This window comes from Enterococcus sp. DIV2467a (assembly GCF_050532945.1).
Taxonomy (GTDB): domain Bacteria; phylum Bacillota; class Bacilli; order Lactobacillales; family Enterococcaceae; genus Enterococcus; species Enterococcus faecalis.
The window spans coordinates 1,364,542-1,386,442 of record NZ_CP172896.1; the positions used below are offsets into that span (position 1 = coordinate 1,364,542).

Consider the following 21,901-nt stretch of genomic DNA (forward strand, 5'->3'; position numbering starts at 1 on the left):
TAATTAAGGAATTATCTATCTATTAGTCGCTATATTCGTTATAATTTAGTGCAATACTTGAAGAGGAGGGCGATATGCTAATCAATTGGATTCTAAAAAATATTATGGATATGGATCAGGAAGATCAATCAGGAAAAACACAATGGACAAAGTATTATCTAACCGTTTATTTTTCTGGCTTATTTAATTTTCTGATGATTCTGATTTTATCAGTTTTATTTGGGACGTTAAGCGAAACCTTTATTGTATACGTCGTACTGATTTTTTTACGGCCTGTCGCAGGTGGCTGGCATGCAAAAACTAAATGGCTCTGTCGTCTAGAAAGCATTGTTATCTATGTCGCCATACCATTTGTATTGAAAAATTCTTCTGTGAGCTTACCGTTTATTTATAAAATTCTATTGATTTGCCTCTTAGTCGTATTATTTTATTGGTATGCGCCACAAGGAACAGCAATTGAACCTGTTCAGCCATCTGATTTAAACGTGCTCAAAAAGCAAAGCCTTATAAGGGTGTGTTTACTTATTTTATGTAGTCTGTTTGTCAAAGAAAAGATTGCTTCAGTAATACTCTACGGTCTCGTCATCCAAGGTCTGATGATACTCCCTGTAACAAAAAATTTAATTGAAGGAAGTGTTTTTATGAAATTTGGTAAAAAAATAATTAAAAATGTTATTGAAAAAAGAGTTGCAAAAGTCAGTGATGGTGTGGGAACTAAGCCTAGATTAAATCAAAATTCGCCCAATATATTTGGACAATGGATGGGACAAACTGAAAAACCTAAAAAGAATATTGAAAAATGATTTTGTCGTTATTAGCTACTAACGTTTTGCTGGCATCTAGCTTTATCGTTTTTGTCTTTTTACGAGTAACATTGATCAAGATTGAATGTAAAATACCGTTACTTTCATTGCTTATTGTCATTAATCTTTGTTCGTTTGCGGCATTAATGTTGGGCTACTCTTGGTTGATTTATGCGCTGACAGTCGTTGTTTTTACAGGATTTTTACTCATTCACAAAAAGAGGTTCTCAATTTTTAAAGCGGTATTTTTATCCGTTTTTACATTGCTTATGGTTTCGTTTATCAATTACACGGAGCAAACGATTTTAAGTGTTTTTTTTCAACAGATTTATCAAAATAAATTATTATGGATTGCCTCAAATGTTATTCTGTTGCTTATAAATATCTGGATTGCTTTAAAAATTCCCAATAGTGTTTTTTTAAGATTAAATCGTGTGTTAGAAAATAGCCGAATTTTTTTTGGTTGTTTACTTTTATTGTTGATTCTGTTGTTACTTTTTGTGTTTTTGATTTCGCCAGAGATTTCACCTGACTTTATGCGAGGATTTGTCACGGTAAATAGTTCTAAATTGGAGTTATTAATAAGTGTAGGTTTATTTTTAATTCTGATTGGCTTAGTCATTGAAGCTTATTTGGAAGAACAACGTATCAACACTCAATTATTGAATAATTTAACGATTTATACTGAAAAAATAGAATCCATTAACGAAGAGCTAGCGATGTTTCGTCATGATTATAAAAATTTATTGTATAGTTTACAAATTGCTATTTCATACGAAGATATTCTGGAAATCAAAAGAATTTATGAAGAAACGATTGCACCAACCAAAAAAATTATTGATAATGAAGAATTTGAACTTATGAAGTTAAATCGTTTGAAAAATATGGAACTTAAGGCACTCATAAGTATGAAAATTAATACCGCAAAGCAAGCAAAACTAAAAGTGATTGTTGATGTGCCAGAAGTATTTATTCTTGATACATCAATCGACTTAGTGGTTGTGATTCGTTTGTTAGCTATTCTATTAGATAACGCGATTGAAAACAGTACAAAATCAGAATTGAAAATGTTCGCTATCTCAATTTTCAATAAAAATGAAACACAAGAGTTTGTGATAACAAATAGTGTCCAAGCCGAATTTGATTTTAGGGTTATGAAGAAAACCAAATTTAGTTCTAAAAGTAACCCAGAAGAGCACGGTTGGGGATTGTTATATGTAAAAGAAATTGTTGATTTTTCAGATCAATTTGATTTGCAAACGTCCTTCAATGAAGGATCGGTTACTCAACATTTAATTATTGAAAAAAATCATAATAGTAAAAAAGTTGTTAACGAATGAATTTGTTAACAACTTTTTTGCTATGGTATTGAGTTATGAGGGGCAATACAGGGAAAAATGTCGGCTGATTAAGGAATTTAGATAGTGCCGGTTAGGTAGTTGTCTATAATGAAAATAGCAACAAATATTTACGCAGGGAAAGGGGCGGTCGTTTAACGGGAAAAATTAGGGAGGATAAAGCAATACTTTTGTTGGGAAAAGAAATAAAAGGAAACTGGGGAAGGAGTTAATTGTTTGATGAAGGGAAATAAAATTTTATACATTTTAGGTACAGGCATCTTTGTTGGAAGTTCATGTCTATTTTCTTCACTTTTTGTAGCCGCAGAAGAACAAGTTTATTCAGAAAGTGAAGTTTCAACAGTTTTATTGAAGTTGGAAAAGGAGGCAATTTCTGAGGCAGCTGCTGAACAATATACGGTTGTAGATCGAAAAGAAGACGCGTGGGGGATGAAGCATCTTAAGTTAGAAAAGCAAACGGAAGGCGTTACTGTTGATTCAGATAATGTGATTATTCATTTAGATAAAAACGGTGCAGTAACAAGTGTTACAGGAAATCCAGTTGATCAAGTTGTGAAAATTCAATCGGTTGATGCAATCGGTGAAGAAGGAGTTAAAAAAATTGTTGCTTCTGATAATCCAGAAACTAAAGATCTTGTCTTTTTAGCTATTGACAAACGTGTAAATAATGAAGGGCAATTATTTTATAAAGTCAGAGTAACTTCTTCACCAACTGGTGACCCCGTATCATTGGTTTATAAAGTGAACGCTACAGATGGAACAATTATGGAAAAACAAGATTTAACGGAACATGTCGGTAGCGAAGTAACGTTAAAAAACTCTTTTCAAGTAGCGTTTAATGTACCAGTTGAAAAAAGCAATACGGGAATTGCTTTACACGGAACGGATAACACAGGGGTTTACCATGCAGTAGTTGATGGCAAAAATAATTATTCTATTATTCAAGCACCATCACTAGCAGCATTAAATCAGAATGCTGTTGACGCCTATACGCATGGAAAATTTGTGAAAACATATTATGAAGATCATTTCCAACGACACAGTATTGATGATCGAGGGATGCCCATCTTGTCAGTTGTTGATGAACAACATCCAGATGCTTATGACAATGCTTTTTGGGATGGAAAAGCAATGCGTTATGGTGAAACAAGTACACCAACAGGAAAAACGTATGCTTCCTCTTTAGATGTAGTTGGTCATGAAATGACACATGGTGTGACGGAACATACTGCCGGTTTAGAATATTTAGGACAATCAGGTGCCTTGAATGAATCTTATTCTGATTTGATGGGTTATATTATTTCGGGTGCATCTAATCCAGAAATTGGTGCGGATACTCAGAGTGTTGACCGAAAAACAGGTATTCGAAATTTACAAACCCCAAGTAAACACGGACAACCAGAAACCATGGCTCAATACGACGATCGAGCACGGTATAAAGGAACGCCTTATTATGATCAAGGCGGTGTTCATTATAATAGTGGAATTATTAATCGGATTGGTTACACTATTATCCAGAACTTAGGCATTGAAAAAGCACAGACTATTTTCTACAGCTCGTTAGTAAATTACTTAACACCTAAAGCACAATTCAGTGATGCTCGTGATGCGATGCTTGCTGCTGCAAAAGTTCAATATGGCGATGAAGCAGCTTCAGTGGTGTCAGCAGCCTTTAACTCTGCTGGAATCGGAGCTAAAGAGGATATTCAAGTAAACCAACCAAGTGAATCTGTTCTGGTCAATGAATGAAAAAAATTCCCCAATTAAATAAAAATGGATAAGGAGTGGCATAATCTTATGAAAAAGTTCTCCATACGAAAAATTAGTGCTGGTTTTTTGTTTCTGATTTTAGTAACTTTGATCGCCGGTTTTAGCTTGTCTGCAAATGCAGAAGAGTATATCGTTCCTGCCGAAAGTCATTCACGACAAAAAAGATCGTTACTGGACCCTGAAGACAGAAGACAAGAAGTGGCAGATACAACCGAAGCGCCTTTTGCGTCAATCGGAAGAATCATTTCCCCTGCCAGTAAACCAGGCTATATTTCTTTAGGAACAGGCTTTGTTGTTGGAACTAATACAATTGTCACCAATAATCATGTGGCTGAAAGTTTTAAGAATGCCAAAGTATTAAATCCGAATGCCAAAGATGATGCTTGGTTTTATCCAGGTCGAGATGGCAGTGCGACACCATTTGGCAAATTCAAAGTGATTGATGTAGCTTTTTCCCCGAATGCGGATATTGCGGTAGTGACTGTCGGCAAACAAAACGATCGTCCAGATGGCCCAGAGTTGGGAGAAATTTTAACGCCATTTGTTTTGAAAAAGTTTGAATCTTCAGATACCCATGTCACAATATCAGGCTATCCAGGTGAGAAAAACCACACGCAATGGTCTCATGAAAATGATTTGTTTACATCTAACTTTACAGACTTAGAAAATCCATTACTATTTTATGATATCGATACAACAGGTGGTCAATCTGGTTCACCAATCTATAATGCTCGGTTTGAAGTAGTTGGTGTTCATTCCAATGGTGGCATTAAGCAAACAGGAAATCATGGTCAAAAACTAAATGAAGTGAATTATAACTTTATTGTCAATCGAGTGAATGAAGAAGAAAATAAACGTTTATCCGCTGTGCCAGCAGCGTAAAGAACCATAAAATACTCGGAATTTCCAGAATCACGGGAAATTTCGAGTATTTTTGTTTTTTAAGATAGTGTAAGTTACGATATAAGTACCTTGTAATTATCGGTTAAAAGCATATAATAGTGCTGAAAAGAAGGCAAATAATCCGATTAAGTTAGTATTTCTAAACCATCATAACTCGTAATGATTTCATGCTTTTGAGATAAAGCCGCCATCTCCGCATAAGACAAGCCGCCATTGTGAGAAAAATGGTTGGCAACGTAAATCGTTTTATCTGTGACGAGTTTTCTTTCTTTTAATTCTGCAATTAATTTTAAATTTTCTTCCCAATTCATATGACTATTGCCAGTTTCGTTTGTTTGACTAGTACAATCTAAAGAAACAATACTAAGAAGTAAGTGGCTCTTTTCAAGATATTCAAACATTTCTGACGTAAAGTAACCTGTATCATGGGTGGATAAAAAAGCATCTTTACCATCGTCTATAACGAAAATAAAACAATCTTCACTGAAATTTCCATGTTGTGCAGGAAGGGGATAAATCGTATAGTTCGCAATAGTAAAACATTTGTAGGGCTGAATAACCTGATAATGTAATCGGGTATCGTCTTGACGACCTTCTAAATCAAAGGCGCGCTGATAAAACGTCTTAACTGCTTCATTTCCGTAAACAGTTAAACGATTGGGAATATCTAATGCATAACCAGACATTCGATAAGCCAAATCCTCGCCGTAAAAATGATCGGAATGCCAATGAGAGATTAGTAAAGAGTTAAAGTCTGCAAAACACAAGTCATACTGCAACAAGTGTAAATAAGAATCCCCTGGAAAATCAATCAGCAGGATATCATCAATAATTAATTGAGTTTGTGTACGAATTTCTCGTCCTTTTTTCTCTCGAGCGTATTTACATAATTTACAATTACAAAAAATTCCTGGAATCCGTTCTGCTGCACCCGTACCTAAATAGTTGATTTTCATTGGGAGTACCTAACCTTTCTTTGACATTCTTCATACTTAGTAGATAACGCTGAACCTTAAAGTAAATGGGCATGGAAACTGAAACATTTGTTGTGTCCATCTTACCTTTTTTAGAGAAGAATTGAAATGGAATTTCTTAAGTAAATTTGCGTAAAATAGAAAAAGCTAGACGCCTTTTTTGATAAGCCGAATTTACTGCGAATGCTCGTACTATTTCCGAAAAAAAGTTTTACCAAAGGCACTTTCATATCCATCTGCTATTAGTTATAGAAAAATAACAAGATGGACATAGCTTATTAGAGCAAAAATAACTACGCTATTGATAAAGAGTGAGGCGTGTTTTGAACAGGTTGCGTGGGCAAATGAATTTGAATAAAAGGGATGACAAAAGATGACTATTGAAAAATTAGAATATTTTTATACCATTGCAAAATATAATAGTATTTCCAAAGCAGCCTCTGAACTCCATGTTAGTAAATCAACCTTAAGTGCGTCATTAAAAGATTTGGAAAGTGAATTGGGCCATTTACTTTTTGACCGTAACGGGAATTCTTTGACGTTAAATTCCTATGGTGATAAAATCGTCCAATCTGTATATATCATTTTAAACGAGGCTAAGAAAATGAAACTTAATTTGCATGAAATGATTGAGAATCCAGTGATGCGTTTAGGTTTTGGAAATACGTCCTTGATGTATAAAGTGACAGAAAATGAGGACCAACTGAATCGTTTTTGGGAATGTTACCATGGTTCATCGTTTGAGTTATTGAATAAATTGGAGAATCATGAGTTGGATTTTGTGATTACTTCTGCAGATGTGAATAGTCCAGTTTTAAAGAAAGAACAATTAATTGAACTAAAAATGTATCTTTGTGTTTCAAGAGAAATTAAACAAGAAATTGAGGAAGAAGGCTTCACCTGTTTGACCAACTATCCATTTCTATTTTTGCCGCATCACTTAGATCATTTAGAAGCTACCAAGAGTGTGCTAGAAATGTTGCAATTAACAAGTCCGCTTGTTTGTTGCTACGATACGTTGATGCTTACTCGTCTCATTGAAAAAAGTAAAGGAGTTTATGCGGTGATCTCTCTTCGGAAAGAACAACTGCAGGAAATTGATTCTAAACTCTTCTTTTTACCGATTGAACGAAAACAAAAATTTTATTTATACCGAAATGTTTCCAGTTCGGTTTTTGTCCAACCTGGTCAAATCAAGGCAACTTTACAAAAGTTGCTAGAGACTTAGCCATTAAAATTACTTTGGAATAGTTACCCAAAATAGCTTTATTCGCTTAGATTTACTTCTGCTGCGGATAAGGCTATTTTTGTTGTTCATTGTTTAAAAGAGATGCTCAATTATGGGACTGTTCGATATTTCTGAACGGAATGTTCAATTATTTAATAACTTAAGAATCGATAAATCGTATCTATTACGGTTCAATTTAAAGGGGTTCTGGTGTATAGTTTGGCTATCTAAAGATTTACTTTTTTAAGTATAAAATAACTAAATGGCAAGGAATATAAAGAACTGTTGATACGTGAGTACTTGCGATAACTGTGTCGTTAGAAGTTTAAGTGTCATTGTTGCTTTTTCTGTTTTATGTAGTTGCTAGAAAGGACTGTTTTTATGATCGATAGAAAAAAAGTTATTTTGTATACTTGTTGCATGAGTTTGTTTGTAGTGACCATGGATGTTACGGTTGTCAATGTGGCGTTACCATCCATTCAAAGTGATTTTCACACGAATCTGTCTACATTACAGTGGGTAACAGATGGCTACACTTTAATGGTAGCATCCTTATTATTGTTGTCTGGGTCTACAGCAGATCGAATTGGCCGTAAACGAGTCCTTCAATTGGGCTTAGCCTGTTTTGGTTTAGCGTCTTTCCTATGTGGGATTTCGCAAACCCCAGGGCAATTGATCGCGTTTCGCATGTTGCAAGGGATTGGTGGTTCTATGTTAAATCCGGTAGCAATGTCTATTATTACACAGGTATTTACCGAAAAGTTAGAACGTGCGAAAGCAATTGGCTTGTGGGGCTCTGTTACAGGGATTTCCTTAGGCATGGGCCCGATTATTGGCGGACTGATTGTTTCTTATTTTAGCTGGCGGTATGTCTTTTTTGTAAATGTACCGATCATTGCTGCGGCAATCATCCTTACACAAAAGTTTGTACCTGAGTCAAAAGTAGAGAAGACGGTGAAAAATGATTTTGTTGGTCAAGCATTGATGATTCTTTTTCTATTTAGTTCTATCTATTCCATTATCGGACTACCTAGAAAAGGGCTTTTCGCGCCAGATATTTTAAGTACTGGGATAATCGGCTGTTTAGCCATTGTCATTTTCTTTATTTATGAATATAACATTGACAATCCGTTAATCAACCCGCGTTTCTTTTTATCTATTCCATTTACATCGGCTTCTTTTTTAGCTATTTTTGGCTTTATCATATATAACGGCTATTTATTTTTAAACACGCTATATTTGCAAGAGATGAGAGGCTTCAGCCCGTTGGAAGCTGGCTTATCAACCATTCCTTTGGCTTTTGTTAGTTTTCTTGTTGCCCCGAGAGCCGGCGAAATGGTAGGGAGAATAGGGACGAAACGTCCTATTATGCTTTGTGGTATTTCAATGTTGGCTGTTAGCTTTTTACAATTATTTGTAACTAAAACAACGCCTATGATTATTTTATTTGTTATTTATATCTTTTTAGGCATTGGGTTTGGGATGTTAAATTCGCCGATTACCATTACAGCGATTGAAGGAATGCCACTTTCTCAGTCAGGAACGGCAGCAGCCATTGCGGTGACATGTAAGCAAATTGGCAATTCTTTAGGGGTTGCGCTACCAAGTCTTTTAATTACAAAGCCTATTACTAGTTCGCTTACTCGAACACCTTTTACAAACGTATGGCTTTTATTTGGATGTTGCGCCATTGCGATTATCTTTTTAAGTTATTTATCCAATTCTCCGCTAGCGAAAAAGTCATTGCGCAGAGTTAGGTTTTATTTTTAACAAATCAAGATTTTTTTGAAGGGAAAGGAAGACAAACTTAGATGAAAAAAATAAATAACCGATTAGGACTCTTTTTATTTTTTGTTTTACTCTTTTGGGCAAAAACGATTCTGGCGTATTACCTAGATTTCTCATTGGGCGTTAAGGGCAGTCTCCAGCGAGAAATTTTATGGTTCAATCCAGTTGCTACTACGCTGTTATTATTTGGTTTTAGTTTGTATTTTAAAAAGCATAAAACATTTATGATTAGCTTAACTCTTTTAAATGTTTTAAATACATTAATTTTATATTTGAATATTATTTTTTATCGTGAATTCACTGACTTTATTACCATCCAATCTGTTTTTGGCTTTTCAAAAGTTTCAGAAGGGATTTCTGGTGATTTACTTGCTTTAATGAGAGTCCACGATGTCTTTTATTGGCTAGATACTTTAGTGCTGCTCGTTTTGGTATTTTACTCTTTTAAACAGCGACGGAATCATCAAGTCTTTGTGACCAAACCTATCAACAGAAGATTGGCGATCTCAATTAGTTGTTTAAGTGTCTTGCTCTTTTCGGTTAACTTATTTTTAAGCGAAACCGATCGTCCTCAATTGCTTCAAAGAATTTTTGATCGTAATTATATTGTAAAATATCTTGGCTTGGATGCATTCACAGCCATCGATGGTGTCAAAACAGCCATGTCAAATGAGGTAAGAGCAGAAGCTAGTTCAAACGAATTACCTGAAATCATGAAATTTACCAAGCAAAACAATTTACCGCTTAATCCGCAGTATGCCGGGATTGCCAAAGGAAAAAATGTATTTGTGATTCATTTAGAAAGTTTTCAACAATTTTTGATTAATATGAAAGTCCAAGGCCAAGAGGTTACACCGTTTTTAAATCAGCTCTATCAAAACAAAGCGACAATCAGTTTTGATAATTTCTTTCATGAAGTAGGGCAAGGAAAAACGAGTGATGCGGAGAACATGTTGGAAACAGGAACATTCGGGTTACCGCAAGGCTCTCTTTTTACACAATTAGGATCAGACAATACTTTCGAAGCGGCTCCCGCAGTTTTAGGACAAAAAGGCTATACAACCGCTGTTTTCCATGGAAATGTGGGGAGTTTTTGGAATCGAGACCATGTGTATAAAAACTTAGGATATCAATACTTTTTTGATCGGTCATATTTTTCAAAAGATGACAAAATGCTAGGTTACGGTATTTTAGATAAACAATTGTTGCGTGAATCAGCTAGTGAGCTTGAACATTTACAGCAGCCATTCTATGCGAAGTTTTTAACTGTGACCAATCATACCCCTTATTACACGGATGACCAAAACTTCCCGTTTCCTAAATTGAACACAGGCAATTCGATTGTGGATGATTATGTTCGAACAGCGCACTATTTGGATCAATCGCTAGAACAATTTTTCCATTACTTGCAAACAACAAGTTTATACAATCATTCTATTTTTGTTATTTATGGTGACCACTTCGGTATTTCAGATGCAAACAACAAGGACTTATGTAAAGCCTTCAACCGCGATCCAAAAACGTGGACAAACTATGACAATGCGCAATTGCAAAGAGTACCTTTGATGTTTTACATGCCAGGCTATACGCAAGGGAAAATCATGCACGAATATGGTGGGGAAATTGACGTTTTACCGACACTGTACCATCTTTTAGGTGTCGATGATAAAAATTATATCCATTTTGGCACGGACCTTTTATCTCCTCAATATAAACAAGTGGTTCCTTTTAGAAATGGCGATTTTGTAACGCCTCAATTTTCTTATCTAGGTGGGGAAATCTACAATAATCAAGGAAAAAAATTAGACCAAGTTCCAGCAGATTTAAAAGCAGAAGTCACGAAAGATAACGATTGGGTGAAAAAATCGTTAAGTTTATCTGACAAATTAAATCAGGAAAACCTTTTACGTTTTTATAAACCACAAGGATTCCAAGAAGTGCAACCAAAGGACTACAACTATGATGTGGCTTTTGAAAAAAACAAAGTATTAGAAGTAGAAAAACAAAAAAATGCACAATCAACCAGCTTGTTTAGTCAAAATGGCAATCAAACGACAGTCCAAAATTATCCGACTACGCCGTAGATCATTTAAGAAGGATAATTTTTGGAAGGGAAAGAGAATCATATATGAAGTGAAGGAGGTCAGGACAGAACCGTTTATTTTCGAAGGAATTGGTTCTGTTCTCGCCATTTATCAGGTTTTGAGCCTGGAACAAAAATCCAAAGTGATTTTTGTCCCAGGCTTTTTCGCTCTTTTATTGAGTAAGAAGTCAGTTTAGAATTTATATTAAGTTTCGCTGTACATTTTAAAATTACCATCAACAGAAAATACAACAGGCGAATTTTTAGATAAAAAAATTAGTAAAACAAGTATTAAATAAATAGTATTTTTGAGGATAAAGTAAGAGAAATGTTGTTTTTTTAATAGTTGTTAACGGAAAACAAAATTATTTTATAGCCATAAAATATATTTTTATTATAATTATATTATAAAATAATGAGCATATGATTTGCAGATAAGTTTTTCAGGGCCTATTCTGAATAGGAACTTAGCTATAAAAATAAAAGAGGAGAGTGGTTTTGATGAAAAAAAATCAGAAGATTGTGCCAATTGTGACAGCTTCAGACGAAAATTATGCTCCTTATTTGAATGTAATGATGACAACTGTTTTAGAAAATTGTCATGCGGAGAGACCTGTTCATTTTTATGTGATTGATGATGGGCTGTCGCTATCTAGCAAAAAAGCACTCCGAGAAACGGTTAGTAGTAACTCACAAAATGCAACTGTTGAATTTCTAACAGCAGACAAAGAAGTCTATCAAAATTTTTTAGTGAGTGATCATATTACAACGACCGCATACTTACGCATTTCTTTACCGTCACTTTTACAAAAATATAGCTATAAAAAGGTTCTTTATTTAGATGCAGATACGCTTGTTTTAGATGATATTGTCCAGTTGTATGATACGCCATTAGTGAACCAAACGATTGGTGCGGTTATTGATCCTGGTCAAGCATATGCCTTGAAACGTTTGGGCATCCATTCCTCCGATTATTATTTTAATTCAGGAGTTATGATGATTGATATTGACCGATGGAACGAGAAAGCAATCACGCAAAAAACAATTCAGTATCTAGAAGAAAATGGGGACCGCATAGTTTATCATGATCAAGATGCTTTAAACGCTGTTCTTTATGAAGATTGGCTAGCTCTAGAACCAAGATGGAATATGCAGACGTCTTTAGTTTTTAATCGTCATGAAGCGCCTAATGAAGCCTATCAAAAATTATATACAGCGGGAAATCAAGAGCCAGCGATTATTCATTTTACTGGACACGATAAACCCTGGAATACGTTAGAAAATCATCCTTATACAGCTCTTTATCTAAACAAGTTAAAGAAAGTAGGTGCAAGAAATGGAAAATAGAAAAGAATTAGCGATTGTCTCATGTTGCAATACCAACTTTGTACCGCATCTTGCTGCTATGTTTGTTTCAATTTTAGAAAATAGTCCTTCAGCGGCAGCTGTTCATTTTTATGTAATTGATGACAATATCAATTTTGAAAGCAAGCAACTACTGTATTTTACGATTAAACATACCCAAATCAATGCAGAGTTAACATTTTTAAAAATCAACCCCCATTTTTTCAAAAATGTTGTAACCAGTGAACGAATTCCCAAAACAGCTTACTACAGGATTGCTATTCCAGAGCTGTTTAGAGGAAGCCAGATCGAACGGCTGTTGTATATGGATTGTGACATGATTGCCTTAGATGATGTCGCAAAATTATGGACAGTTGATTTAGGTGAAAATATCATCGCCGCTGTGGAAGATGCAGGGTTCCATCAACGTTTGGAAAAAATGGCGATTCCTGCAGAATCTATGTGTTATTTTAACTCAGGCTTGTTGCTAATCGATGTTAAAAAATGGTTGAATTTAGATGTAACCACTAAAGTCTTAAGATTTATTGAAGAAAATCCAGATAAATTACGTTTCCATGATCAAGATGCATTGAATGCGGTTTTACACGACCGTTGGACCCTGTTGCATCCTAAGTGGAACGCCCAAGGTTATATTCTGTCAAAAGCGAAAAAACATCCAACTATTTATGGAGAAAAACAATATGAAGAAACGAGAAGAGCGCCATCCATTATCCACTTTACTGGCCATGTCAAACCTTGGACGAAAGAATTTCAGTGGTATACCAAGCGTTATTATGATCAATATGCGAATAGGACGGCCTTTCGTTGCGTCAACACATTCAATCAATATTTATCTTATACGAAAATTAGCAGAAGGATTGAATATGCTCAATAATGAATATTGTCATGGATTTCGTAAAATCAGTTACTTGTTAGTTGTTGCCAGAACCAAACAATAGAAAGGAAGAAGTCGGGATAGAACTGTTTTTCAGATTTTGAGTATGAGACAAAAATCTAAAGTGATTTTTGTCTCATACTCTTTTTTGTCTATTTAAAATAAAGCCAGCAACTGGTATCATATTTAAGGGTGGTTTTTTATAAAAAATGATTTCTTGAGGAAAAAAATATTACAATAAAGAAAAATAAAAAAATGTAAACGTTATCATTTCAAGGTTATAGCGGTATGAAGATATTTATTAATACTTTTTATTGACAAAATAAAAAAAACCACCGTACTATTGGTTTGTGGTTATAACCAGTTAGGGTAAAGGAGAAAGTTATGGAAAATGCCTTTAAAAACAAAGCTTTGTATCATCAACTTGTTGATTTGCTGCAGGAACGAATCGAAACATGCATGATTCCTCATGACAAGTTGCCCTCTGAACGTGAATTGACTGCACAATATGGAGTGAGTCGGACGACGGTCCGGTTAGCGCTACAAGAACTAGAAAATAGAGGTTCCATCTATCGTCGTCATGGCAAAGGAACATTTGTTTCAGATATAAAAAAAGAGGCCGCTGATTTAGCTGGCGCATATAGTTTTACAGAACAAATGAAAGGGCTGGGTCGAAAACCACATACCCGTATATTATCCTTCGAAAAATTGGAAGCGGATAAATTTATTTGTCAGCATTTGAATCTTTCGTTAGGAGAGGCAGTTTTTAAATTAAGTCGGTTGCGGATTGCTGATAACGAGCCATTAATGGTTGAAGACACATACTTGCCTGTGAAATTTTTCTTATCACTCACGGATCAATTACTACGTAGCAAACCATTATATGATCTATTTTCGGAAGATTTTAAGCAAACCGTTCGTTTAGCTGATGAAGAATTATACGCTAGCATTGCGTCAAAAGAAGATGCCAAATTATTGATGATTCCGGAAGGAGCGCCAGTCCTTCATTTAGCACGCCAGACATATAACATGAAAAATGAAATTATTGAATTTACGTTGAGTGTGGCGCGAGCAGATCAATTTCATTATCAGATACGCCATATTCGGAATAGTTAGGAGAGTTAAGTATGTTTACAGCAGAAAAAGAAGAACTAGAACAACTAGGAGCGGAAATCACTACACGTGAAATTCGTCAGCAACCTGAGCTTTGGCAAGAAACCGTGACACTTTATCATGAAAATCAAACAGCTTTGGAAAACTTTTTAAAAGAAGTCCAGGCCAAAGCGCAAGGAAAACGCACAAGAGTAATTTTTACAGGAGCAGGGACTTCGCAATATGTCGGTGATACGGTTGTACCTTATCTCCGAGCACACGGCGACACACAAGCCTTTTCATTCGAAAGTATTGGGACAACGGATATTGTGGCCAAACCAGAAGATTATTTGATTAAAGACGAACCAACATTGTTAGTTTCGTTTGCAAGAAGTGGAAATAGTCCTGAAAGTTTAGCGGCAGTTGAAGTAGCTAATCAAGTGGTTGAAACAATTCATCATTTAGCGATTACTTGTGCCGAAGAAGGACAACTGGCACAAATAAGCCAAAAAGAAGAAAACAGCTTTTTATTCTTAATGCCAACACGTTCCAATGATGGTGGTTTTGCGATGACTGGTAGCTTTTCTTGCATGACCTTGGGTACATTACTACTCTTTGATCAAACAGCCTTTGAGCAAAAACAAGATTATGTAACCGCTCTAATTAAATTAGGTGAAGAAGTGCTATCCCGTGAAGAAGAATTAAATGAAATTGTTAACCTTGATTTTGAACGCATTGTTTATGTTGGTTCTGGAAGTTTAGCTGGTTTGACAAGAGAAGCGCAATTGAAAATTTTAGAACTAACAGCCGGCAAAGTTGCCACAATTTTTGACTCTTCTATGGGCTTCCGTCATGGACCAAAATCATTTATTAATGAAAAAACAATAATGTTTGGTTTTGTTAATAATACACCATACACAAGAGATTATGACTTGGATATCTTAGAAGAAGTTCACGGTGACGAAATTGCGGCGGGTGTTTTTGCGATTGCTCAACCTGGCAAACGTAATTTCTCAGGTTCAACTATTGAATATTCCGCAGAAACTGCTCTATTACCTGATGGCTATTTAGCATTAGCAGATATCATGGTAGCCCAAACAGTCGCACTTTTAACATCTATTAAAGTTGGAAATAAACCGGATACCCCTTCACCGACAGGTACAGTGAATCGTGTGGTTAAAGGCGTAACGATTTATGACTATAAATAATACAACATTTGGAGGAGGAACTATGCTTACGTTAACAGCTGGAAAAAAAGCGGCAATGGATCGTTTGTCAACCCAAGAAGGAATCATTAGCGCATTAGCCATTGATCAACGAGGTGCCTTGAAAAAAATGATCAAAGCACTAGATGTAGAGCCAACCGATGCACAAATTGAAACGTTTAAAGAATTAGTCTCGAAAGAATTGACACCTTATGCGTCCGCCATTTTATTGGATCCAGAATATGGATTGCCTGCTGCAAAAGCACGCGATACCGAGGCTGGATTGTTACTCGCTTATGAAAAAACGGGCTATGATGCAACAACTCCGGGACGATTGCCTGATTTACTAGCAGATTGGTCTGTTTTACGCTTGAAAGAAGAAGGCGCAGATGCGATTAAATTTTTACTATACTATGATGTGGATGAGGATCCAGAAATCAATCATCAAAAACATGTATTCATTGAACGCTTAGGAAGTGAATGTGCAGAAGAAGACCTACCATTTTACTTAGAATTAGTTTCTTATGATGCACAAATAGCAGATGCGACTTCTTTAGAATATGCAAAAGTTAAACCGCATAAAGTGAATGAAATGATGAAAGAATTTTCTAAACCCCAATATAAAGTAGATGTATTGAAAGTGGAAGTTCCAGTTAATATGAATTTTGTAGAAGGTTTTGCGCCGGCTGAAACAGCGTATACAAAAGAGGAAGCGGCGAATTATTTCTTAGAACAAAGTCAAGCCACTGATTTACCATTCATCTTTTTAAGTGCCGGTGTCTCAACAGAGCTATTCCAAGAAACACTACGTTTCGCTAAAGAAGCTGGTTCAACATTTAATGGTGTTTTATGTGGCCGTGCTACGTGGAAAAATGGCGTGAAACCTTTCGTTGAAGCAGGAGAAACTGCGGCTTGTGATTGGTTAAAAACAGAAGGCCGAGAAAACATTGAAAGTTTAAATGAAGTCATCGCAGCAACCGCCAGCTCTTGGCATGCGAAAGTTCAAGTAAACGAAGGGTAATTGGGAGGCATAGCTGTGATAGTAACAGTAACAATGAATCCGTCAATTGACATCTCCTACCTATTAGATCATCTAAAGCTTGATACCGTTAATCGGACCAGTCAGGTGACCAAAACCCCTGGTGGCAAAGGACTAAATGTCACTCGCGTTATTCATGATTTAGGTGGAGATGTTATCGCTACCGGCGTTCTTGGTGGTTTTCATGGGGCGTTTATTGCAAATGAGTTAAAGAAAGCAAACATCCCCCAAGCATTTACGTCAATCAAAGAAGAAACACGTGATTCGATTGCGATTTTGCACGAGGGGAATCAAACTGAAATTTTAGAAGCTGGACCAACTGTTTCCCCAGAAGAAATCAGTAACTTCCTTGAAAATTTCAATCAATTAATTAAGCAAGCAGAAATTGTCACAATTTCTGGCAGTTTAGCGAAAGGATTACCAACAAATTTTTATCAAGAATTAGTTCAAAAAGCTCACGCACAAGAGGTTAAAGTACTACTAGATACTTCTGGTGATAGTTTAAGGCAAGTTCTTCAAGGACCATGGAAACCGTATTTAATTAAACCTAACTTAGAGGAACTAGAAGGATTACTAGAGCAAGATTTTTCAGAAAATCCATTAGCAGCTGTGCAAACAGCTTTAACAAAACCAATGTTTGCTGGAATTGAATGGATTGTCGTATCTTTAGGAAAAGATGGTGCAATTGTCAAACATCAAGATCAATTCTATCGTGTAAAAATTCCAACGATTCAAGCTAAAAATCCTGTTGGTTCAGGAGATGCAACCATTGCTGGTCTTGCATATGGACTAGCCAAGGATGCCCCAGCGGCCGAACTGCTAAAATGGGGCATGGCGGCTGGAATGGCTAATGCCCAAGAAAGAACGACTGGGCATGTAGACGTAGAGAACGTGAAGAAACATCTTATGAACATCCAAGTAGTCGAAATTGCTAAATAAAGAGCTTTCTTTATTTAGCAATTATCCAGTAATTGAAAGCGTTTACTAGAAAGGGTGGCAATGTGGACAGATTTGAAATTAAAGAGGAGTTTCTTTTAAATGGTCAACCATTTAAAATTTTATCAGGCGCCATTCATTATTTTCGTGTAGATCCCTCAGATTGGTATCATTCACTTTATAACTTGAAAGCTTTAGGCTTCAATACAGTTGAGACATATGTACCATGGAATTTACATGAACCGCAAAAAGGAACATTTCATTTTGAGGGAATATTAGATTTGGAGCGCTTTTTAAAATTAGCACAAGAACTTGGACTATATGCGATTGTGCGGCCGTCTCCTTATATTTGTGCAGAATGGGAGTTTGGCGGTTTTCCAGCCTGGCTATTAAATGAACCAGGACGGATGCGTTCGAATAATCCAACCTATCTGAAGCATGTTGTGGAATATTATGATGTTTTAATGGAAAAAATTGTTCCGCATCAACTTGCTAACGGTGGCAATATTTTAATGATTCAAATCGAAAACGAATATGGTTCATTTGGCGAAGAAAAAGCGTATTTACGGGCGATTCGCGATTTGATGATTGCACGTGGCGTGACAGCACCATTTTTTACTTCTGACGGGCCATGGCGCGCAACATTGCGGGCAGGCAGCATGATTGAAGATGATATTTTAGTAACTGGGAATTTTGGCTCAAAAGCCAAAGAAAATTTCGGTATGATGCAAGCCTTTTTTGAAGAACATGGTAAAAAATGGCCGTTAATGTGTATGGAATTTTGGGATGGCTGGTTTAATCGTTGGAAAGAGCCAATTATTAAACGAGATCCGCAAGAATTGGCTGAATCAGTTAGAGAAGCATTAGCATTAGGCAGTATCAACTTATATATGTTTCATGGCGGCACCAATTTTGGGTTTATGAATGGCTGCTCCGCACGAGGAACCATTGATTTACCACAAATCACTTCCTATGATTATGATGCGCCACTTGATGAACAAGGGAACCCAACCGAAAAGTATTTTGCGTTACAAAAAATGCTTCACGAAGAGTACCCTGCGTTACCACAAGCTGAACCATTAGTAAAAGAATCTTTTGCGCAAACAGCAATTCCTTTAACCAACAAAGTGAGTTTGTTTGCGACTTTAGAAACGATTAGTCAGCCAGTGGTCAGCGTTTATCCGCAAACCATGGAACAATTAGGACAAAATACCGGCTATCTTCTTTACCGAACAAGCATTGAAAAAGATGCTGCAGAAGAAAAGCTAAGAGTGATTGACGGTCGTGATCGTCTGCAATTATTTGTCAATCAGGTACATCAAGCAACGCAATATCAAACGGAAATTGGCGAAGATATTTACGTTACACTGCCGCAAGAGAATAATCAAATCGATGTTTTAATGGAAAATATGGGTCGTGTCAATTACGGGCATAAACTATTTGCAGATACTCAGAAAAAAGGGATTCGAACGGGTGTCATGGCAGATTTACATTTTATGACGCAATGGCAACAATATTGTTTACCTATGACAAGCTGTGAACAGGTAGACTATTCAAGAGAATGGCAACCTGATCAACCAAGCTTTTACCAGTATCATATGGAGTTAGCAGAAGTGAAAGATACATTTATTGATGTTTCTAAATTCGGCAAAGGAATTGTTTTTGTTAACCAAACCAATCTTGGTCGTTTCTGGAATGTTGGTCCGACGCTTTCCTTATATATTCCCAAAGGATTATTAAAAGAAGGGCAAAATGAGATCGTCATTTTTGAAACGGAAGGAACGTACCAACCAGAAATTCAGTTAGTAAAAGAACCACTATATAAAGAAATGAAAGAGGGATTACAATGAGTATTATTGGCGTAAGAATTGATGGACGTTTGATTCATGGACAAGTGGCAAATTTATGGGCGACAAAATTGAATATTTCCAGAATTATGGTCGTTGATGATGAGGTTGCAGGGAATGCCATTGAAAAAAGTGGCTTAAAATTAGCAACACCAGCTGGCGTGAAACTAAGCGTGTTACCAGTTGAAAAAGCTGCTCAAAATATTTTAGCAGGAAAATACGACTCACAACGTTTACTAATTGTGGTACGGAAACCAGATCGTTTATTAAAACTAGTAGAACTTGGGGTGCCGATTAAAGAAATCAATGTTGGGAACATGTCACAAACAAACGAAACACGGTCTATTACTAAGTCAATCAATGTGGTCGATCAAGATATTGAGGTTTTTAAAGAGTTAAATGCTAAAGGTGTCCATCTGATTGCTCAAATGGTGCCAAGTGACAAAGCGGAAGACTTTATGAGTTTGATAACAAAATAGGAGGGAACAAAAAATGAATATCTTATGGTGGCAGATCTTATTATTAACATTATACGCAGGATACCAAATTTTAGATGAATTACAAATTTATTCTTCATTAAGTGCGCCAGTGTTTGCAGGTCTTTTTGCAGGATTAGTGATGGGGGATATTAAAGCAGGACTTATTATTGGTGGAAGTATGCAATTAACTGTATTAGGAGTTGGGACTTTCGGGGGTGCCTCCAAAATTGATGCTAACTCAGGCACGATTCTTGCCACAGCATTTTCTGTGTCTTTAGGAATGAACCCTGAACAAGCAATCGCTGCTATTGCAGTACCAGTTGCTAGTTTAATGATTCAATTAGACATTTTGGCTCGTTTTGCGAATACCTACTTTGCACATCGGATTGATAAAATGGTCGAAGATATGAACTACAAAGGAATTGAACGTAACTTCTTAATGGGTGCCTTACCTTGGTCTCTTTCTCGAATGATTCCAGTCTTCTTAGCACTTGCTTTTGGTGGTGGTTTAGTACAAAAAGTTGTATCTGTCCTAAATGGCGATTTGAAATGGTTAGGTGATGGCTTGTCTGTTGCTGGGGCGGTCTTACCAGCGGTCGGTTTTGCAATTTTACTACGTTACTTACCAGTGAAAAAACATTTCCCTTATTTAATTCTTGGTTTCACTGTAACTGCTTTACTAGGAACAATCTTTACAAACATGCAACTTTTAGGAACATCTGTTGCGAGCGTTGTGAAAGACTTCAGTGGTGTATTTAACGCACTACCAATGTTAGCAGTTGCTTTAATTGGTTTCGCTTTAGCCGCAATTAGCTACAAAAATGGTCAAATGATTCCGAGTGGGCCAGCAGCCAAAAAAGAACATGCAGCGAATGATTCAGACGAAGGAGAGATTGAAGATGACGAAATCTAATTATAAATTGACGAAAGAAGATTTTAAACAAATTAATCGCAGAAGCTTGTTTACTTTCCAATTAGGTTGGAACTACGAAAGAATGCAAGGATCAGGTTACTTGTATACGATTTTGCCACAATTGCGTAAAATTTATGGGGATGATACGCCTGAATTAAAAGAAGTAATGAAAACACACACGCAATTTTTCAATACTTCAAACTTCTTTAATACAATTATTACAGGGATCGATTTGGCCATTGAGGAAAAAGAAGGCATTGCTGGAAAACAAACAGTTTCAGGTTTGAAAACTGGTTTAATGGGACCGTTTGCAGCAATTGGGGATTCAATTTTCGCAGCTTTAATTCCAACTATTTTTGGGGCGCTAGCTGCCAACATGGCGATTAATGGCAACCCAACTGGTATCTTTATCTGGATTGTTGCTCAAATTGCCGTGATGGTCTTCCGTTGGAAACAATTGGAATTTGCGTATCGCGAAGGAATTTCTTTGGTAACAACTATGCAACACCGCTTAACTGCCTTAACAGATGCTGCAACTTTACTAGGGGTCTTCATGGTTGGCGCTTTAGTGGCAACGATGGTTAATGTCAAACTATCATGGGCACCAAGTATTGGGGATGTAACACTTAACATGCAAAATAACTTGGATATGATTTTACCACGTCTACTTCCTGCAGGAATTGTTGGTGGCGTTTATTGGATGCTAGGTAAAAAGAATATGACGTCTACTAAAGCCATTTTTATCGTATTAATTGTCTGTGTCGCATTGTCTGCGTTAGGTGTTATTTCAAAATAAGTAAGACAGGAGAAAATCGATGAGTGAACATTTAGTTTTAGTAAGTCATGGCCGTTTTTGCGAGGAATTGAAAAAAAGTGCGGAGATGATTATGGGACCGCAAGAAACAATTTCCACTGTTGCTTTATTACCAGAAGAAGGTGAAGCTGACTTTTTAGAAAAATTTGAAGCGATTACGGAATCGTTAGAAGATTTTGTTGTCTTTGCTGATCTATTAGGGGGGACACCTTGTAATATTTTATCCAAAAAAATTATGCAAGGTGCTTCGTTTGACTTATATACTGGGATGAATTTACCGATGGTTATCAGCTATGTAAATGCAAATTTATTAGCGATTGAAGGTGACTATGTTAAGGAATCAGCAGAAAGTATTGTGAAAGTCAACGAATTGCTGCTAAATGTTGCAGTAGATGATGAGGATGAATAATTCTGACTTGTTGTCGTAAGT

The 21,901-nt window shown here is 36.2% G+C and carries 19 protein-coding genes; 18 read left to right on the forward strand and 1 reads right to left on the reverse strand.

Translation table 11 applies throughout. The features are described from left to right. Positions 1-74: 74 nt before the first annotated feature. From IGL80_RS06365 to sprE, 4 genes are all read left to right on the forward strand, one after another. On the forward strand, positions 75-803 hold the full coding sequence (locus tag IGL80_RS06365) for an accessory gene regulator AgrB (RefSeq protein WP_085366415.1): 729 nt from the start codon (positions 75-77) through the stop codon (positions 801-803). Then, a complete protein-coding gene (gene fsrC / locus IGL80_RS06370) occupies positions 800-2,143 on the forward strand; it encodes a sensor histidine kinase FsrC (RefSeq protein WP_085366413.1) in 1,344 nt (447 codons plus the stop codon). The genes IGL80_RS06365 and fsrC overlap by 4 nt, the downstream gene beginning before the upstream one ends. 234 nt (positions 2,144-2,377) lie before the next feature. Further along, positions 2,378-3,910: a M4 family metallopeptidase coccolysin gene (gene gelE / locus IGL80_RS06375; protein WP_085366411.1), complete on the forward strand. Its 1,533-nt coding sequence runs from the start codon at positions 2,378-2,380 to the stop codon at positions 3,908-3,910. Positions 3,911-3,958: 48 nt separating this feature from the next. Further along, entirely contained in the window at positions 3,959-4,813 is an 855-nt protein-coding gene (gene sprE / locus IGL80_RS06380) for a serine proteinase SprE (RefSeq protein ID WP_085366409.1), read from the forward strand. Between the two features lie 146 nt (positions 4,814-4,959). Here the strand turns inward: sprE and IGL80_RS06385 are convergent, their stop codons facing one another. Beyond that, complete coding sequence (locus IGL80_RS06385) at positions 4,960-5,790, reverse strand: MBL fold metallo-hydrolase (RefSeq protein ID WP_002371935.1); 831 nt, start codon at positions 5,788-5,790, stop codon at positions 4,960-4,962. Between the two features lie 391 nt (positions 5,791-6,181). Between IGL80_RS06385 and IGL80_RS06390 the strand changes: the two genes are divergently transcribed. The 14 genes from IGL80_RS06390 to IGL80_RS06455 all read left to right on the forward strand — a co-directional run bounded on the left by IGL80_RS06390 (position 6,182) and on the right by IGL80_RS06455 (position 21,880). Beyond that, positions 6,182-7,036: a LysR family transcriptional regulator gene (locus IGL80_RS06390; protein WP_002357233.1), complete on the forward strand. Its 855-nt coding sequence runs from the start codon at positions 6,182-6,184 to the stop codon at positions 7,034-7,036. A 381-nt stretch (positions 7,037-7,417) separates the two neighbouring features. After that, a complete protein-coding gene (locus IGL80_RS06395) occupies positions 7,418-8,806 on the forward strand; it encodes an MFS transporter (RefSeq protein ID WP_010707478.1) in 1,389 nt (462 codons plus the stop codon). A 41-nt stretch (positions 8,807-8,847) separates the two neighbouring features. Further along, on the forward strand, positions 8,848-10,908 hold the full coding sequence (locus IGL80_RS06400; protein WP_085366407.1) for an LTA synthase family protein: 2,061 nt from the start codon (positions 8,848-8,850) through the stop codon (positions 10,906-10,908). Between the two features lie 500 nt (positions 10,909-11,408). Continuing rightward, positions 11,409-12,254 carry a glycosyltransferase family 8 protein gene (locus IGL80_RS06405; RefSeq protein ID WP_085366405.1) on the forward strand — a complete coding sequence of 282 codons (846 nt, stop codon included), beginning with the start codon at positions 11,409-11,411 and terminating at the stop codon, positions 12,252-12,254. Next, entirely contained in the window at positions 12,244-13,146 is a 903-nt protein-coding gene (locus IGL80_RS06410; protein ID WP_002382420.1) for a glycosyltransferase family 8 protein, read from the forward strand. Before IGL80_RS06405 ends, IGL80_RS06410 begins: the two co-directional genes overlap by 11 nt. A gap of 384 nt (positions 13,147-13,530) precedes the next feature. Further along, positions 13,531-14,262, forward strand: coding sequence for a GntR family transcriptional regulator (locus tag IGL80_RS06415; protein WP_002360115.1), 732 nt, complete (start codon positions 13,531-13,533; stop codon positions 14,260-14,262). An 11-nt stretch (positions 14,263-14,273) separates the two neighbouring features. Continuing rightward, positions 14,274-15,446 carry an SIS domain-containing protein gene (gene agaS / locus IGL80_RS06420; RefSeq protein WP_002357242.1) on the forward strand — a complete coding sequence of 391 codons (1,173 nt, stop codon included), beginning with the start codon at positions 14,274-14,276 and terminating at the stop codon, positions 15,444-15,446. 22 nt (positions 15,447-15,468) lie between these two features. After that, positions 15,469-16,464, forward strand: coding sequence for a tagatose-bisphosphate aldolase (lacD, locus tag IGL80_RS06425; RefSeq protein ID WP_002357245.1), 996 nt, complete (start codon positions 15,469-15,471; stop codon positions 16,462-16,464). Between the two features lie 15 nt (positions 16,465-16,479). Beyond that, positions 16,480-17,421, forward strand: coding sequence for a hexose kinase (locus IGL80_RS06430; RefSeq protein WP_085366403.1), 942 nt, complete (start codon positions 16,480-16,482; stop codon positions 17,419-17,421). Between the two features lie 32 nt (positions 17,422-17,453). After that, entirely contained in the window at positions 17,454-19,268 is a 1,815-nt protein-coding gene (locus IGL80_RS06435) for a glycoside hydrolase family 35 protein (protein WP_430598173.1), read from the forward strand. After that, entirely contained in the window at positions 19,265-19,744 is a 480-nt protein-coding gene (locus tag IGL80_RS06440) for a PTS system mannose/fructose/N-acetylgalactosamine-transporter subunit IIB (protein ID WP_002361968.1), read from the forward strand. The genes IGL80_RS06435 and IGL80_RS06440 overlap by 4 nt, the downstream gene beginning before the upstream one ends. 13 nt (positions 19,745-19,757) lie before the next feature. Continuing rightward, a complete protein-coding gene (locus tag IGL80_RS06445; protein WP_002357253.1) occupies positions 19,758-20,657 on the forward strand; it encodes a PTS mannose/fructose/sorbose/N-acetylgalactosamine transporter subunit IIC in 900 nt (299 codons plus the stop codon). Next, positions 20,644-21,453 carry a PTS system mannose/fructose/sorbose family transporter subunit IID gene (locus IGL80_RS06450; protein WP_002357254.1) on the forward strand — a complete coding sequence of 270 codons (810 nt, stop codon included), beginning with the start codon at positions 20,644-20,646 and terminating at the stop codon, positions 21,451-21,453. The genes IGL80_RS06445 and IGL80_RS06450 overlap by 14 nt, the downstream gene beginning before the upstream one ends. Before the next feature lie 19 nt (positions 21,454-21,472). Continuing rightward, positions 21,473-21,880: a PTS sugar transporter subunit IIA gene (locus IGL80_RS06455; RefSeq protein ID WP_002365775.1), complete on the forward strand. Its 408-nt coding sequence runs from the start codon at positions 21,473-21,475 to the stop codon at positions 21,878-21,880. Positions 21,881-21,901: the final 21 nt, after the last annotated feature.

Bases quoted from the DNA above. Each gene is read 5' to 3' on its own strand.
- IGL80_RS06410 (WP_002382420.1), top strand. From the start codon at position 12,244: ATGGAAAATAGAAAAGAATTAGCGATTGTCTCATGTTGCAATACCAAC.
- sprE (WP_085366409.1), top strand. From the start codon at position 3,959: ATGAAAAAGTTCTCCATACGAAAAATTAGTGCTGGTTTTTTGTTTCTG.
- agaS (WP_002357242.1), top strand. From the start codon at position 14,274: ATGTTTACAGCAGAAAAAGAAGAACTAGAACAACTAGGAGCGGAAATC.
- IGL80_RS06405 (WP_085366405.1), top strand. From the start codon at position 11,409: ATGAAAAAAAATCAGAAGATTGTGCCAATTGTGACAGCTTCAGACGAA.
- IGL80_RS06365 (WP_085366415.1), top strand. From the start codon at position 75: ATGCTAATCAATTGGATTCTAAAAAATATTATGGATATGGATCAGGAA.
- IGL80_RS06395 (WP_010707478.1), top strand. From the start codon at position 7,418: ATGATCGATAGAAAAAAAGTTATTTTGTATACTTGTTGCATGAGTTTG.
- IGL80_RS06450 (WP_002357254.1), top strand. From the start codon at position 20,644: ATGACGAAATCTAATTATAAATTGACGAAAGAAGATTTTAAACAAATT.
- IGL80_RS06440 (WP_002361968.1), top strand. From the start codon at position 19,265: ATGAGTATTATTGGCGTAAGAATTGATGGACGTTTGATTCATGGACAA.
- fsrC (WP_085366413.1), top strand. From the start codon at position 800: ATGATTTTGTCGTTATTAGCTACTAACGTTTTGCTGGCATCTAGCTTT.
- IGL80_RS06400 (WP_085366407.1), top strand. From the start codon at position 8,848: ATGAAAAAAATAAATAACCGATTAGGACTCTTTTTATTTTTTGTTTTA.
- IGL80_RS06385 (WP_002371935.1), bottom strand. From the start codon at position 5,790: ATGAAAATCAACTATTTAGGTACGGGTGCAGCAGAACGGATTCCAGGA.
- IGL80_RS06390 (WP_002357233.1), top strand. From the start codon at position 6,182: ATGACTATTGAAAAATTAGAATATTTTTATACCATTGCAAAATATAAT.
- IGL80_RS06415 (WP_002360115.1), top strand. From the start codon at position 13,531: ATGGAAAATGCCTTTAAAAACAAAGCTTTGTATCATCAACTTGTTGAT.
- IGL80_RS06455 (WP_002365775.1), top strand. From the start codon at position 21,473: ATGAGTGAACATTTAGTTTTAGTAAGTCATGGCCGTTTTTGCGAGGAA.
- lacD (WP_002357245.1), top strand. From the start codon at position 15,469: ATGCTTACGTTAACAGCTGGAAAAAAAGCGGCAATGGATCGTTTGTCA.
- IGL80_RS06445 (WP_002357253.1), top strand. From the start codon at position 19,758: ATGAATATCTTATGGTGGCAGATCTTATTATTAACATTATACGCAGGA.